Annotated in this window: 15 protein-coding genes; 1 reads left to right on the top strand and 14 read right to left on the bottom strand. The window is 52.2% G+C overall.

The features are described 5' to 3' along the window. Positions 1 to 2 precede the first annotated feature (2 nt). Entirely contained in the window at positions 3 to 1,556 is a 1,554-nt protein-coding gene (gene ilvA, locus C9J03_RS20500; RefSeq protein ID WP_044624343.1) for a threonine ammonia-lyase, biosynthetic, read from the top strand. A gap of 22 nt (positions 1,557 to 1,578) precedes the next feature. Here ilvA and C9J03_RS20495 read toward each other — a convergent pair whose 3' ends face one another. The 14 genes from C9J03_RS20495 to C9J03_RS20430 form a co-directional block, all read right to left on the bottom strand. Further along, the gene (locus tag C9J03_RS20495; protein ID WP_044622196.1) at positions 1,579 to 1,986 is read right to left on the bottom strand and encodes a helix-turn-helix transcriptional regulator; all 408 of its coding nucleotides are present in this window, start codon (positions 1,984 to 1,986) and stop codon (positions 1,579 to 1,581) included. 229 nt (positions 1,987 to 2,215) lie between these two features. After that, on the bottom strand, positions 2,216 to 2,596 hold the full coding sequence (locus C9J03_RS20490; protein ID WP_039468230.1) for a helix-turn-helix transcriptional regulator: 381 nt from the start codon (positions 2,594 to 2,596) through the stop codon (positions 2,216 to 2,218). A 312-nt stretch (positions 2,597 to 2,908) separates the two neighbouring features. Further along, positions 2,909 to 4,741: a glutamine--fructose-6-phosphate transaminase (isomerizing) gene (gene glmS / locus C9J03_RS20485; protein WP_039468227.1), complete on the bottom strand. Its 1,833-nt coding sequence runs from the start codon at positions 4,739 to 4,741 to the stop codon at positions 2,909 to 2,911. Positions 4,742 to 4,760: 19 nt separating this feature from the next. Continuing rightward, on the bottom strand, positions 4,761 to 5,528 hold the full coding sequence (locus C9J03_RS20480; RefSeq protein ID WP_039468224.1) for a DeoR/GlpR family DNA-binding transcription regulator: 768 nt from the start codon (positions 5,526 to 5,528) through the stop codon (positions 4,761 to 4,763). Between the two features lie 189 nt (positions 5,529 to 5,717). Continuing rightward, positions 5,718 to 7,076, bottom strand: a complete 1,359-nt coding sequence (glmU, locus tag C9J03_RS20475) for a bifunctional UDP-N-acetylglucosamine diphosphorylase/glucosamine-1-phosphate N-acetyltransferase GlmU (protein WP_039468222.1) — start codon at positions 7,074 to 7,076, stop codon at positions 5,718 to 5,720. A 205-nt stretch (positions 7,077 to 7,281) separates the two neighbouring features. Next, entirely contained in the window at positions 7,282 to 7,704 is a 423-nt protein-coding gene (locus C9J03_RS20470) for a F0F1 ATP synthase subunit epsilon (protein ID WP_044622197.1), read from the bottom strand. Positions 7,705 to 7,721: 17 nt separating this feature from the next. Further along, positions 7,722 to 9,128, bottom strand: coding sequence for a F0F1 ATP synthase subunit beta (gene atpD, locus C9J03_RS20465; protein WP_044622198.1), 1,407 nt, complete (start codon positions 9,126 to 9,128; stop codon positions 7,722 to 7,724). Between the two features lie 32 nt (positions 9,129 to 9,160). Beyond that, positions 9,161 to 10,027, bottom strand: a complete 867-nt coding sequence (gene atpG, locus C9J03_RS20460) for a F0F1 ATP synthase subunit gamma (protein WP_044622199.1) — start codon at positions 10,025 to 10,027, stop codon at positions 9,161 to 9,163. Between the two features lie 44 nt (positions 10,028 to 10,071). After that, a complete protein-coding gene (gene atpA, locus C9J03_RS20455; protein ID WP_044622200.1) occupies positions 10,072 to 11,613 on the bottom strand; it encodes a F0F1 ATP synthase subunit alpha in 1,542 nt (513 codons plus the stop codon). Positions 11,614 to 11,629: 16 nt separating this feature from the next. Further along, positions 11,630 to 12,163 carry a F0F1 ATP synthase subunit delta gene (gene atpH / locus C9J03_RS20450; RefSeq protein ID WP_044622201.1) on the bottom strand — a complete coding sequence of 178 codons (534 nt, stop codon included), beginning with the start codon at positions 12,161 to 12,163 and terminating at the stop codon, positions 11,630 to 11,632. A gap of 15 nt (positions 12,164 to 12,178) precedes the next feature. Next, positions 12,179 to 12,649, bottom strand: coding sequence for a F0F1 ATP synthase subunit B (atpF, locus tag C9J03_RS20445; RefSeq protein ID WP_039468204.1), 471 nt, complete (start codon positions 12,647 to 12,649; stop codon positions 12,179 to 12,181). 49 nt (positions 12,650 to 12,698) lie between these two features. Further along, entirely contained in the window at positions 12,699 to 12,956 is a 258-nt protein-coding gene (atpE, locus tag C9J03_RS20440) for a F0F1 ATP synthase subunit C (RefSeq protein WP_005302247.1), read from the bottom strand. Positions 12,957 to 13,023: 67 nt separating this feature from the next. Next, positions 13,024 to 13,809 (bottom strand): F0F1 ATP synthase subunit A, encoded by a 786-nt coding sequence (gene atpB, locus C9J03_RS20435; RefSeq protein ID WP_039468196.1) that lies wholly within the window; start codon positions 13,807 to 13,809, stop codon positions 13,024 to 13,026. 8 nt (positions 13,810 to 13,817) lie between these two features. After that, entirely contained in the window at positions 13,818 to 14,207 is a 390-nt protein-coding gene (locus tag C9J03_RS20430) for a F0F1 ATP synthase subunit I (protein ID WP_039468193.1), read from the bottom strand. Positions 14,208 to 14,379: the final 172 nt, after the last annotated feature.

Here is a 14,379-nt window from a genome sequence, read left to right as displayed (position 1 = left end):
TGATGAGCGAAGTCACTCAGGCCCACGAGGCCGAGCTGCCCTGCGGGGCAGACTACCTGCGGGAGATCCTGCGGGCTCCGGTATATGAAGTCGCTCAGGTCACGCCGCTGCAAAGCATGACCCGTCTTGGCAGCCGCATCGGCAACCAGGTTCAGCTTAAACGGGAGGACCGCCAGCCGGTCCACTCCTTCAAGCTGCGCGGTGCCTACAATATGATGGCCCAGCTGACTGAGGCTCAGCGCCAAGCCGGCGTCATCGCCGCTTCGGCGGGTAACCATGCCCAAGGCCTGGCCATGTCGGGCAAACACCTTGGGGTAAAGGCAACCATCGTCATGCCGCGAACCACCCCAGATATCAAAGTCGATGCCGTACGGGGGTTCGGCGGCAAGGTGGTACTGCACGGCGGCAACTTCGACGAAGCCAAGGCCCATGCCGAGATGCTGGCGGGCCAGCACGGCTACACCTTCATTCCGCCTTTCGATCACCCAGCCGTGATCGCCGGGCAAGGGACGATTGGCGTCGAGCTGGTCCAGCAAAATAGCCACCTCGACTACATTTTTGTTCCGGTCGGCGGCGGTGGGCTCGCTGCGGGGGTCGCGGTCCTGATCAAGCAACTGATGCCGCAGATCAAGGTGATCGGGGTCGAGGCCGAGGATTCGGCCTGCCTGCGTGCCGCACTGGATGCCGGTGAGCCGGTGACCTTGGATCAGGTCGGTATGTTTGCTGATGGCGTGGCGGTCAAACGCATCGGCGAAGAGACCTTCCGCCTGTGCCAGCAGTATCTTGATGACTCCATTACCGTAAGCAGCGACGAGATCTGCTCGGCAGTAAAAGATATTTTCGAAGATACCCGGGCAATCGCCGAACCATCCGGGGCGCTATCACTGGCCGGGCTCAAGAAATTTGCCGAGCGCCACCAGCTCAAGGACAAACAACTTGCCGCCGTGTTGTCAGGGGCCAACCTCAACTTCCACGGCCTGCGCTATGTTTCGGAGCGCTGCGAGCTGGGGGAAAAACGCGAAGGGCTACTGGCGGTGACCATTCCCGAACGCCCGGGGGCATTCCTCGATTTCTGCCATATCCTAGGCGGTCGTGCCGTTACCGAGTTCAACTACCGCTACAACAACGACAGTTTGGCGAATGTGTTTGTCGGGGTACGTTTGATCCAGGGCCAGGAAGAGCTCGACAGCATCATTGCCGACCTGCGCAAAGGTGGTTATCCGGTGGTGGATTTATCCGATGACGAAATGGCCAAGGTCCATGTCCGCTATATGATTGGTGGCCGTCCATCCAAGCCATTGAAAGAAAGGCTGTACAGCTTTGAGTTTCCAGAATACCCCGGGGCCCTGCTCAAGTTCCTCAACACCCTGGGCACCCACTGGAATATCAGCCTGTTCAATTACCGCAATCATGGCGCGGATTATGGCCGGGTGCTGTGCGGCTTCGAGCTGGAAGAGCAGGACTTGCTGTCCTTCACCAGCCACCTCCGTGAACTCGGCTATAGCTGGAAAGACGAAACAGACAACCCGGCTTACCAGTTCTTCCTCGCACAATAATGAGGACCCAACGAGACAAGCATCAAGACGACAAGGCAGCCTCGGAGGCTGCTTTGTTTTCCCCAGCCTCATCCACACCGAGGTGCACGAGAATCACTTTCAGCTGATTGATGTGGCAAGCCAGCATTTGGCTCCGTAGAGGTTCGGCTAACTGTTCATAGAGTGCCGACAGCTGGATGAGCTCAGTCTTGAGCTGCTCTTGCTGCATTTCCGGACGCTGGATGTCAAACACGAACCAACCCAGGGGCTGGCCGGTTAATTCCGCGATCTTCACCAGAGTAGAAATCCTCGGCTCCGTTTTTCCCGACTCGAGATCAAGATACGTTTGCCTGGCAACATCGAGATGCTTTGCCATCGCCACTTGGGAGATCCCTTTCCACTCCCGTGCATCTTTGATCCTCTGTGCAATCCACGTTTTTACCTGTTCCATAGCTTCCTCAACGATACCCCTCCATCCACAGCCAATACCCGCAGCGCTTGGAGGAGTATCTCAATTCCTTAATGAGTATAATGTCATTCATATTTTAATTATTCATTAGGAACAAAGATTTACACATCAGCGATGTTTATAATTTGTGACCCCCTCCCCTTAATGACCAGCTATCAAGACACAACGCAAACAATTGTGTCAGCATAGCCTGACACAGATCTGACCAGTTTTACGACTTGTCCCGCTGGGTTAGCGCTCGCGTATACTCCGCCATAAATCCAGCCAAATTAATGCTTTGCTGCAAGATAACATTCCTAGCCGAGTGGGGCAGGCGGCTGAAATACTGCAGCAAGCGATCAATCTCCTCTTTATATTCACTCTCCAAGATTTCAATGCCTTCATCACCGTACACAAACCAGGTCAACGGCCGCTCGGTGATCTCCGAGATTTCCGACAGCATTCTCACCTTGGGTTCGGTTTTACCCGTTTCCAAATCCAGGTAGGTCTGACGCGCTACCTTAAGTTGTTGGGCCATGTGCACCTGGGTCAGGCCTTTCCATTCCCTGGCTTCTTTGATACGGGCTGCGATTTGGGCTTTTGGATCTGTCATGTCACACCTCCAATACAACACAATGAATAATGCCTAGCTTTCATTACTGGATTGCACAACATAAGCCAACTTGAGATTAAATTAAAAAATCATTATTTAATATGCACTTACATTCGAACGCCATTCTGGCTGTCGTAATTTGGTTTGCAAATGATGACCACGTTGCCGGTTTTTCCTAAAACGCAAAAAAAGCAACCATCCCTGTCTAGATAGTAGACGCTCACTCCTTGCCCCAATAAAAAAGGCACCCCCAAGGGTGCCTTTTCTCACTTTTGAGACAAGTTGTTAGGCCTAAGGCTAACAAGCTGATTTTTATTCGACAGTAACCGCCTTGGCAAGGTTACGCGGCTGATCCACATCGGTCCCTTTGATCAATGCCACATAATAAGACAGCAACTGCATCGGAATGGTGTAGTAAATTGCAGCAGTGATTTCGCTAACATGCGGCATGGTGATGATCTTCATGGTTTCATCAGCCTCAAAACCTGCATCCGCGTCGGCGAAGACATACAACAGGCCACCACGAGCACGAACTTCTTCCACGTTTGATTTCAGCTTCTCCAGCAGTTCATTGCTTGGCGCGACGACGACGACTGGCATATCGGCATCAATCAGTGCCAGCGGACCATGCTTCAATTCTCCCGCCGCATAGGCTTCAGCGTGAATGTAGGAGATCTCTTTGAGCTTCAACGAAGCTTCCATCGCAATCGGGTAGAACTCACCACGGCCCAGGAACAGGGTATGGTGCTTGTCGGCAAAGTCAGTGGCCAACTCTTCTATTTCTTTCTCGAAAGACAGTGCAGCATTGATCTGCTGCGGCAGGGCATGCAGCGCTTCAACGATCTCTTTTTCTTTCGCTTTGCTAATGCGGTTTTGCTGCTTACCCAGCGCCGTCACCAGCATCAGCAGGGCAGAAAGCTGAGTGGTGAAGGCCTTGGTTGATGCCACACCAATCTCCACTCCCGCACGGGTCATGAAGGCAAAATCTGATTCACGCACCAGTGAAGAGCCCGCCACGTTACAGATTGTCATGGCCGCCATATAGCCTTTTTCCTTGGCCAGGCGAAGCGCTGCCAGGGTATCAGCGGTTTCACCGGACTGAGACAAGGTGATCAGCAGGCTGTTCGGGCGGGTAACGAACTTGCGGTAGCGGAATTCAGACGCAATTTCCACATCACAGCTTACGCCAGCGATGTCTTCGAACCAGTAACGCGCGGTCATACCGGCATTGTAAGATGTGCCACAGGCCACAATCTGGACATGTTCAACCTTGCTCAGGATGTCTGCCGCGTTCACACCAATCGCTTCAGTCACCACAGAATCAGCCGTGACACGCCCTTCCATGGTGTTGATTAGCGCAGTCGGCTGCTCATAGATCTCTTTTTGCATGAAGTGACGGTACTGGCCTTTGTCACCAGCGTCGTGCTCGGCATTGGATTCAGCGATTTCACGCTCGACGCGTTCACCAGAGGCATCATACACCGTTACCTCGCGACGGGTAATTTCTGCCACATCACCTTCTTCCAGGTACATGAAACGGCGGGTAACGTTAAGCAGGGCGAGCTGATCGGAAGCGAGGAAGTTCTCACCGACACCAAAGCCGATAACAATCGGGCTGCCAGAGCGCGCGACCACAATCCGAGACGGGTCCTTGCGATCCAGGGCAACCGTACCGTAAGCCCCTGTCAATTGCTTCGCGGTTTTCTGCACCGCTTCTAGCAGGGTATCCGCGGTGCGCAGTTCCCACTCCACCATGTGAGCAATCACTTCGGTGTCGGTTTGCGATTCAAAGACGTAACCACGAGATTGCAGTAGCTCACGCAGCTCTTCGTGGTTCTCGATAATACCGTTGTGAACCACGGCAATATCACCAGACATGTGTGGGTGGGCATTGGCTTCCGACGGCTCGCCATGGGTTGCCCAGCGGGTATGTGCGATACCAGTACCACCAACCACATGGGCTTCGTCAACGGCATCAGCCAGCTCCTGGACTTTACCCAGACGGCGGACGCGGGTCAGATTAGACTCGCCATCAACAATCGCGACACCGGCAGAGTCATAACCGCGGTACTCGAGGCGGCGTAGCCCTTCGACCAGAATTTCCGCTACATCACGCTGTGCTACCGCACCAACAATCCCACACATAGTTTCTTGCTCCTAAATTTTATTCCGCAGCCGCGCAGACCACCTGCACGCCATGCTGTTCAATCTGTTGTTTGGCTTCCATGTCCAAGCCGTCATCGGTGATCAAGGTGCTGATGCTCGCCCACGGCAGCTCAAGGTTAGGGATCTTGCGGCCGACCTTGTTGGATTCGACCATCACCACCACTTCCCGCGCTACCTCGGCCATCACCCGGCTCAATCCCACCAGCTCGTTAAAGGTCGTCGTTCCCCGTGCCGTGTCTATGCCATCGGCCCCAATAAACAACTGGTCAAAGTCATACGAGCGTAATACTGATTCCGCAACCTGTCCCTGGAACGCCTCGGAATGCGGGTCCCAGGTCCCGCCCGTCATCAGCAGGGTCGGCTCGTTCTCCAGGCTGTTCAGCGCGTTGGCCACATTGAGCGAATTGGTCATCACCACCAGGCCATGCTTGTCATTGAGCAAGCTGATCAGGCTGGCAGTGGTGCTGCCGCTGTCGATGATGATCCGGTTATGGTCGCGGATCCGAACGGCTGCTGCCTTGGCAATAGCCAACTTACGAACCGAAACTTGTTCTTCCGGCTCACTGACCATTTCGGTCGGCATTGACACAGCACCACCGTAGCGGCGCAGTAGCAGGCCATTCTTCTCGAGCTCAGCGAGATCCTTACGGACCGTCACCTCTGATGTGGCAAAGTGCTTTGCCAAGGTATCGACACTGACTTCGCCCTGCTCATTGACCATTGAAAGAATGGCATGGCGGCGCTGCTGGGTATTACGCTTTGACATGAAATTACGAACTGATAGCTATAAGTTTCGAATTGAAAGAAATACTAGCAGATCAAAACTTTTTTGATCAACTATGTGCAATTAATTTTTTATTCGAAAGAAGACGGATAGAAGCCTGGCACTATTGGCTGCAGGCATGAAAAAGGCAAGGGCTCAGCCTTGCCTTTGGGTATAACGGAGCAAAAAGAATTACTTCTTCTCAGGACGCTTCCAGCCTTTGACGGTACGGGCTGGCGCGCGGGTGATCACCAGCTCGCCTTCGCCCACATTGCGGTTGATGGTCGCACCGGCACCGATGGTCGCACCTTTGCCAACCTTGACCGGGGCAATCAGCTGGGTATCCGAGCCGACAAACACATCGTCGGCAATCTCGGTCTTGAATTTGTTGGCACCGTCATAGTTGCAGGTAATGGTGCCGGCACCGATGTTCACCCGATCGCCGATCTCGGCATCACCCAGGTAGGTCAGGTGATTGGCCTTAGAGCCCTGGCCCAGGCGTGCTTTTTTCATCTCGACAAAGTTACCCACATGCGAGTCACCCACCAGCTCGGCACCCGGGCGCAGGCGGGTAAATGGCCCCACCGTACAGTCTTCGCCCACCGTCGCACCTTCAATGACGCTATATGGACGGATCACCGTGTTGTCATCAATCTCGCAGTCCTTGAGGATCGAGCCGGCGCCGATCACGACATTATTGCCCAGCGATACGCTGCCTTCGATAATCACATTGGCATCAATCTCCACATCGGTCCCGCACTGCAGCTCACCGCGCAAATCAAAGCGGGCAGGATCGCGCAGCATGACACCTTGCTCCAGCAAGCGCTCTGCCTGCATGCTCTGGAAAGCACGCTCAAGCTTGGCCAACTGAACACGGTTATTGACCCCTTCTACTTCGATGGCACGCACCGGGTGTACCGCTTCAACCGCCCGACCTTCGTTGTGGGCGATCTCGATAATATCGGTCAGGTAGTATTCGCCTTGTGCGTTATCGTTCTTCAACGCCGACAACCAACGTTTCAGATCGCCACCATTGGCCACCATCACCCCGGTGTTGATTTCCTTGATCAGCTTTTGCTCTTCCGAGGCATCTTTCTGCTCAACAATCGCCACCACAGGGCCGTTGCGGCGCACGATGCGGCCGTAACCCGTCGGGTCATCAAGCACCACGGTCAATAGGGCAATACCGCCGTCAGGCTGGGCATCAAGCAAGTTCTCCAACGTCTCGCTGCTGATGAGCGGTACGTCACCGTACAGAATAAGCACCTTCTCGTCTTCCGCCAGATCAGGGCAAGCCTGGTTGACCGCGTGGCCAGTACCCAGCTGCTCGGCCTGCAGCACCCAGTTAACCGGCTCTTCGCTCAAGGCGGCCTGCATCTGATCGCCACCATGGCCGTAGACCAGGTGGATATTGTTGGCGCCAAGGCCAGCGCAGGTATCGATAACGTGCTTAGCCATCGGCTTACCTGCCAGGGTATGTAGTACTTTAGGCAGGTTGGAGTACATGCGGGTTCCCTTTCCCGCGGCGAGAATCACAGCACTGAAGCTCATGAATTAATCCTCTTGGTGCATATCAAATAAGTAACCTAAAGCCATTGTATAATGCCAATGTCAGGGGAGGCAGGAAAAATAGATATTTTTTTACGAGTAATAACTCACTATGAAACAGCCATCACCGCCCCCCCCCTTTCTAGCAGTGCTAACCGCCGGGCATAAAAAAAGCGACCCGAGGGTCGCTTTTTGTGCCTTGCTGATGTTAGCGGGCTTTCTTGGTCAGCTCGATAACTCGAAGCTGAGCAATGGCCTTGGCCAAATCGCTGGCTGCCTGTGCGAAGTCGATGTCGCCATGCTGGTTGTGGATACGCTCCTCAGCCTGACGTTTCGCTTCTGCCGCTTTCGCTGCGTCCAGATCTTCACCACGGATAGCGGTGTCAGCCAACACGGTAACCGTGCCCGGCTGAACCTCCAGCATGCCGCCAGAAAGGTAAATCACCTCTTCTTGGCCATGCTGTTTGGTAATACGGACCATACCCGGCGTGATAGCGGTCAGCAGCGGGGTGTGACCTGCGTGAATACCCAGTTCACCTTCGCTACCGGTCACCTGAATGTTTTCAGCGCGGCCAGAAAACAGACGTTTCTCTGCACTTACTACATCCAGATGGAAGGTTATCGCTGCCATGTCGCCTCCTACTTAGCTCAAAGCTTCTTCGCTTTTTCCAATACGTCTTCAATCGCGCCGCAGTACATGAATGCCTGCTCTGGGATATCGTCGTATTCACCCGCAAGAAGACCTTTGAAGCTACGTAGCGTATCTTTCAGCGATACGTAGATACCAGGGTCGCCAGTGAAAACTTCTGCAACGTGGTAAGGCTGAGTTAGGAAACGCTCAATCTTACGAGCACGGGATACAGCCTGCTTATCTTCTTCAGATAGCTCGTCCATACCCAGGATTGCAATGATGTCTTTCAGCTCTTTGTAGCGCTGCAGGATGCTCTGTACGCCACGTGCGATATCGTAGTGCTCCTGACCAACCACTAGCGGATCAAGCATACGAGATGTTGAATCCAATGGGTCGATCGCAGGGTATAGACCCAGAGAAGCGATCTGACGAGAAAGAACAACTGTCGCATCAAGGTGGGCGAACGTGGTCGCCGGCGATGGGTCAGTCAAGTCATCCGCAGGTACGTATACGGCCTGTACAGACGTGATAGAGCCTGTCTTGGTCGATGTGATACGCTCCTGAAGTACACCCATCTCTTCTGCAAGAGTTGGCTGGTAACCTACCGCAGAAGGCATACGGCCAAGCAATGCCGATACCTCGGTACCCGCAAGGGTGTAACGGTAGATGTTATCGATGAACAGAAGAACGTCACGGCCTTCGTCACGGAACTTCTCAGCCATTGTCAGGCCGGTCAGTGCAACACGTAGACGGTTACCTGGTGGCTCGTTCATCTGGCCGTATACCATCGCTACTTTCGATTCCTCAGGATTCTCGACGTTAACAACGCCCGCTTCCTGCATCTCGTAGTAGAAGTCGTTACCTTCACGAGTACGCTCACCAACACCGGCGAATACTGACAGACCAGAGTGCTGCAGGGCGATGTTGTTGATAAGTTCCATCATGTTAACGGTCTTACCTACACCCGCACCACCGAACAGGCCGATTTTACCACCCTTAGCGAATGGACAAATCAGGTCGATAACCTTAACACCTGTTTCTAGTAGTTCAGTCGCGTTTGACTGCTCTTCGTAGCTTGGTGCTTCACGGTGAATCGCGTAACGCTCTTTCTCACCGATATCACCACACTCATCAATTGGCTGGCCCAGAACGTTCATGATACGTCCTAGGGTTGCATTACCAACTGGAACCTCAATTGGGCGGCCTGTGTTTTCAACAGACAAACCACGACGCAGGCCATCAGAAGTACCCATTGCGATACCACGGACAACACCGCCACCAAGCTGCTGCTGAACTTCCAGTACTAGCGTACCGTTCTCTTTCGCATCAACGTGAAGGGCATCGTATACCTGTGGTACGGAGTCCTGTGGAAACTCTACGTCGACTACCGCACCGATGATCTGTACGATCTTACCTGTAGCCATCGTTAATCCTCTAAACTTATTAAATCTTTGCCTTAAACAGCAGCTGCACCAGAAACGATTTCAGACAGCTCTTGCGTAATCGCGGCCTGACGGGCCTTGTTGTACACAAGCTGCAGTTCATCAATCAGGTTTCCTGCATTATCGGTTGCTGCTTTCATCGCGACCATTCGAGCGGCCTGCTCACTGGCAAGGTTCTCGACCACGCCCTGGTACACCTGGGATTCGACGTAACGAACCAATAGGGTATCCAGCAGGGCTTTCGGCTCAGGCTCGTAAATGTAGTCCCAAGCATGGTTGCGCTGCATCTCTTCGTCTTCTGACTTAGGCAAAGGCAGCAATTGATCAATCACTGGTTCCTGAACCATGGTGTTCACAAACTTGTTGTAAACCAGGTACAGGCGATCCAATTGGCCTTCATCATATTTCTTCAGCATCACGCCAACGGTACCGATCAGCTCATCCACTGATGGGTGGTCGCCCAGGCCAGAAACCTGAGCCGCCACGTTGCCGCCGTAGCTGTTAAAGAATGCGGTCGCCTTGGAACCAATCAGGCCCAACTCAACCTCAGCACCCTGTTCAGACCAGCCCTGGATGTCTGCAATAGCTTGCTTGAACAAGTTAATGTTCAGGCCACCACACAGGCCACGGTCTGTAGAAACAATGATGTAACCAACGCGCTTGGCTTCACGCTCCTCGAGATAAGGATGCTTATACTCAAGACTACCAAGGGCGATATGACCGATCACTTTGCGCATAGTTTGTGCGTATGGGCGTGATGACTCCATTGCGTCTTGCGTTTTACGCATTTTAGACGCAGCCACCATTTCCATCGCTTTGGTGATCTTCTGAGTGTTCTTGACACTACCGATCTTGTTACGAATCTCTTTTGCGCCGGCCATCGTTACTCTCCGTTAGTAGGTGATCGCGAGCGATCACCAACCAATTACCAAGTCTGGGTCGCTTTGAAACCTTCAACCAGTTTCACGAACTGGGCTTCGATTTCATCATTCCAAGCACCCGTTTCATCAACCTGAGACACTAGCTCAGCAAAGTGACCTTTGGCATATGAAAGCAACGCGGCTTCGAAATCAGCAAGCTTAGTCAGCTCGATGTCATTCAAGTAGCCTTTTTCAGCAGCAAAAATAACCAGTGACTGTTCGAACACAGACATCGGTGCGTACTGCTTCTGCTTCATCAGCTCAGTTACTTTCTGACCGTGATCAAGCTGCTTCTTCGTTGCTTCATCAAGGTCAGACGAGAACTGGGCGAACGCCGCAAGTTCACGGTACTGTGCCAGTGCGGTACGGATACCACCGGACAGTTTCTTGATGATCTTGGTCTGGGCAGAACCACCTACACGCGATACAGAGATACCTGGGTCAACCGCTGGACGAATACCGGCGTTGAACAGCTCTGTCTGTAGGAAGATCTGGCCATCAGTGATAGAGATAACGTTAGTCGGTACGAATGCCGATACGTCACCAGCCTGCGTTTCGATGATCGGCAGGGCAGTTAGCGAGCCGGTACGACCTTTCACTTCACCGTTGGTGAATTTTTCTACGTAGTTCTCGTTAACGCGAGCAGCACGCTCTAGCAGACGAGAGTGGAGGTAGAAAACGTCACCAGGGAAAGCTTCACGGCCCGGCGGACGACGTAGCAACAGTGAGATCTGACGGTAGGCAACAGCCTGCTTAGACAGGTCATCGTATACGATCAGGGCATCTTCACCGCGGTCACGGAAGTATTCACCCATTGCACAGCCAGCATATGGTGCTAGGTACTGCAGTGCTGCCGCTTCAGACGCTGAAGCTACAACAACAATGGTGTTTTCCAGTGCGCCGTGCTCTTCCAGTTTGCGAACCACGTTAGCAATGGTTGACGCTTTCTGGCCGATAGCCACATAAACAGAGTAAATACCAGAGTTCTTCTGGTTGATGATGGCATCGATCGCCATAGCTGTTTTACCAGTCTGGCGGTCACCGATGATCAGCTCACGCTGGCCACGGCCGATAGGGATCATCGAGTCAACGGCCTTGTAACCAGTCTGTACAGGCTGGTCAACCGATTTACGGTCGATAACACCCGGTGCAATCACTTCAACCGGAGAGAATGTCTCGGTTTCGATTGGACCTTTACCATCGATTGGCTCGCCCAGTGTGTTCACTACGCGGCCTAGTAGTGCAGGGCCTACTGGTACTTCAAGAATACGACCAGTACCCGTTACTTTCATGCCTTCCTGAAGGTCAGCATATGGGCCCATTACAACCGCACCTACCGAGTCACGCTCAAGGTTAAGTGCCAGTGCAAAACGGCCACCAGGTAATTCAATCATTTCGCCTTGCATTACATCAGCAAGGCCGTGGATACGAATGATACCGTCGCTTACCGACACGATAGTACCTTCGTTACGCGCTTCACTTACAACGTTGAAGTTTTCAATACGCTGCTTGATCAGTTCGCTAATTTCCGTGGAATTAAGTTGCATGCTCCAATTCCCCAAATCAAGACTGCAAAGTATCGCTCAGGCGGTCTAGCTTGCCGCGTACTGAGTTATCGATGACCAAGTCTCCAGCTCTAATTACAACCCCGGCAATCAGGGTCTCGTCTACACTGCAGTTCAGCTTCACCTTACGGGACAGACGCTGTTCCAGCTTCTTGCCAATCGCTTCAAGTTGGCTATCGTCCAAGGCAACCGCAGAGGTCACAGAGGCTTCGATAGTCTTCTCCAGCTCGCTTTTCAGCAGCAGGAACTCGTTGCAGACAGCAGGAAGGGCTTTCAGGCGTCCGTTTTCGGCCATCACCTTAATCAGGTTCTGTCCGGATTCGTTAAGTTGCTCGCCGCATACCGACAGAAAGATTTCTGTCAGCTTGTCCGCCGCGTAACCGCTATCCAGGATGTCCTGGATGGTCTCGTTACGGGTGACTTCGGCAGCAAAGGTGAGCATTTCCGCCCATTGGGCCAGCTCACCTTTCTCAACCGCAAGATCAAAGGCTGCTTTAGCGTAGGGGCGTGCGATAGTAGTCATATCCGACATGTGCTGCCCCTTTAATTACAGTTCTGCAGTGACTTTGTTAAGAAGATCAGCGTGCGCATCTTTATCGATAGAACGCTCAATGATTTTCTCAGCACCAATCACAGCCAGAGTTGCAACTTGTTTTCTTAGCTCATCGCGAGCGCGGTTACGTTCGGCTTCGATCTCAGCAAGACCTTGGGCCAGAATTTTGTCACGCTCAGCCAGGGCTTCCGCCTTCGCTTCGTCGATGATCTGAGCTTTGCGCTTGTTCGCTTGCTCAACGATCTCAGTTGCAGTGCGTTTTGCTTCTTTCAATTGGTCAGAAGCATTGCTCTGCGCCAGGTTCAGGTCTTTGGCAGCGCGATCAGCCGCTGCCAAACCGTCAGCAATTTTTTTCTGACGCTCTTCAATCGCTTCCATGATTGGTGGCCATACATATTTCATGCAGAACACCACAAACATAAAGAAGGCGATAGCCTGACCCAGCAAAGTTGCATTCATATTCACAACGCATCTCCTTAAAAAGGGTTGCTATGGGTCCGTTCGTTCAGTGTGATTAACCAGCTAGCTGGCCAACGAATGGGTTTGCGAATGTGAATAGTAGAGCGATTACGATACCGATCATTGGAACCGCATCAAGCAGACCAGCGATGATGAACATCTTAACCTGTAGCATTGGAGCCATTTCAGGCTGGCGTGCAGCACCTTCAAGGAATTTACCACCAAGAAGGGCGAAGCCGATCGCAGTACCCAGTGCAGCAAGACCTACAATAATGCCCACGGCAATTGCAGAAAAGCTTAGTAAAGTTTCCATCACTATCTCCAGTTTATAGTTGTCGGCTAAAGTGCCAGTAAAAAATTGAATAATTTACAAATAATCGTTAATGATTGTCTTCATGCGCCTGAGACAGGTACACAATAGTCAACATCATAAACACGAATGCTTGAATTGTAATGACTAGAACGTGGAAAATTGCCCACGGTACCGAGCCCAGCCATTGTGCCCACCACGGCATAAGTGCCGCGATTAGGATAAACACCACCTCACCGGCGAACATGTTACCGAACAGACGCATACCCAATGAAAGCGGCTTCGCCAGGAGCGAAACAATTTCAAGAAGCAGGTTGAACGGGATCATGACCGGGTGATTGAACGGGTGAAGAGCCAGTTCTTTCGCAAAGCCACCGAGACCTTTTACTTTGATGCTGTAGTAGATCATCAAGGCAAAAACGCCCAGCGCCATTGACATGGTGATGTTGACATCAGCACTCGGTACCACCTTAAGGTAAGGAATACCCAACCAATGTTCAGCAGGATACGGAAGAAAATCAATTGGCACTAAGTCCATGATGTTCATCAGCAAAATCCAGCAGAAAATGGTCAGAGCCAAAGGAGCTATCAGCGGGTTGCGGCCATGGAAGGTTTCTTTGACGTTGTCGTCAACGAACTCAACTACCATTTCCACAAAACACTGTAGTTTCCCAGGAACTCCTGATGTCGCTGTTTTCGCAGCCTTACGGAATACCCAAAGAAAGAGTAGACCGGTCAGGGCTGAGAAAAACAGGCTATCTATATGTACCGCCCAGAATCCCTCACCGACTGACAAGTTAGTCAGGTGGTGAGTGATGTAGCCTGACGGCGTTAGCGCTTCACCTGGCGCAGCCATAACTCATCCTATTTGTTGTTGTTAATGAATAAAACCGGCCCAAAGATATTGATCCCAAGAGCCAGCAAATAGGTCAGTTTGAGGGGAACAAGTTCCACCTCGACATACAGGTAAACAATGGCAAACAGGATGACCGTGATGAGAATTTTCAGCACTTCACCACCATAGAAAGACGCCATGATCAAACGGGCCTTGCGGGCACCGCTGAACAAAAACGCACAGGTCGCAAAGACAGCATTGGCAATCACAAAAATGCCGCCGCCGATTAATGCAGAGATTCCCCAGTCAACACTGACAGCAAAAACTGCCATGATTGCCGTTATCAAAACGACGCCAGATTGTAGCAACAGCAACCGTTTCGCCAACTGGCGTCCCGGTCTAACTAGCGCCGATACCATGTATTCGTTCCTCGAGTCCGTTCCACTGCACTTACGACGTGCTGGGAAAACAGCGAAAATTATACGGCTCATTAGATTGAATGCAATCTAATCGCAGCAAAAAAAGATGTTAGATTTTACAACACAATAACTTGATCACGATGTTGTAATTTTTGCAACAAAATATGCACGT

Origin of the sequence: Photobacterium gaetbulicola (assembly GCF_003025515.1) — a bacterium.
GTDB classification, from domain to species: Bacteria; Pseudomonadota; Gammaproteobacteria; order Enterobacterales; family Vibrionaceae; genus Photobacterium; species Photobacterium gaetbulicola.
The sequence above is the reverse complement of the archived record's forward strand: the minus strand, read 5'-3'. Positions and strand labels throughout refer to the sequence as shown.

Coding starts and splice junctions, on each gene's coding strand:
- ilvA (WP_044624343.1), top strand. CDS start 3: ATGAGCGAAGTCACTCAGGCCCACGAGGCCGAGCTGCCCTGCGGGGCA.
- C9J03_RS20495 (WP_044622196.1), bottom strand. CDS start 1,986: ATGGAACAGGTAAAAACGTGGATTGCACAGAGGATCAAAGATGCACGG.
- atpD (WP_044622198.1), bottom strand. CDS start 9,128: ATGGCTACAGGTAAGATCGTACAGATCATCGGTGCGGTAGTCGACGTA.
- glmS (WP_039468227.1), bottom strand. CDS start 4,741: ATGTGTGGGATTGTTGGTGCGGTAGCACAGCGTGATGTAGCGGAAATT.
- C9J03_RS20470 (WP_044622197.1), bottom strand. CDS start 7,704: ATGGCAGCGATAACCTTCCATCTGGATGTAGTAAGTGCAGAGAAACGT.
- C9J03_RS20430 (WP_039468193.1), bottom strand. CDS start 14,207: ATGGTATCGGCGCTAGTTAGACCGGGACGCCAGTTGGCGAAACGGTTG.
- atpG (WP_044622199.1), bottom strand. CDS start 10,027: ATGGCCGGCGCAAAAGAGATTCGTAACAAGATCGGTAGTGTCAAGAAC.
- C9J03_RS20490 (WP_039468230.1), bottom strand. CDS start 2,596: ATGACAGATCCAAAAGCCCAAATCGCAGCCCGTATCAAAGAAGCCAGG.
- atpB (WP_039468196.1), bottom strand. CDS start 13,809: ATGGCTGCGCCAGGTGAAGCGCTAACGCCGTCAGGCTACATCACTCAC.
- atpE (WP_005302247.1), bottom strand. CDS start 12,956: ATGGAAACTTTACTAAGCTTTTCTGCAATTGCCGTGGGCATTATTGTA.
- C9J03_RS20480 (WP_039468224.1), bottom strand. CDS start 5,528: ATGTCAAAGCGTAATACCCAGCAGCGCCGCCATGCCATTCTTTCAATG.
- atpA (WP_044622200.1), bottom strand. CDS start 11,613: ATGCAACTTAATTCCACGGAAATTAGCGAACTGATCAAGCAGCGTATT.
- atpH (WP_044622201.1), bottom strand. CDS start 12,163: ATGTCGGATATGACTACTATCGCACGCCCCTACGCTAAAGCAGCCTTT.
- glmU (WP_039468222.1), bottom strand. CDS start 7,076: ATGAGCTTCAGTGCTGTGATTCTCGCCGCGGGAAAGGGAACCCGCATG.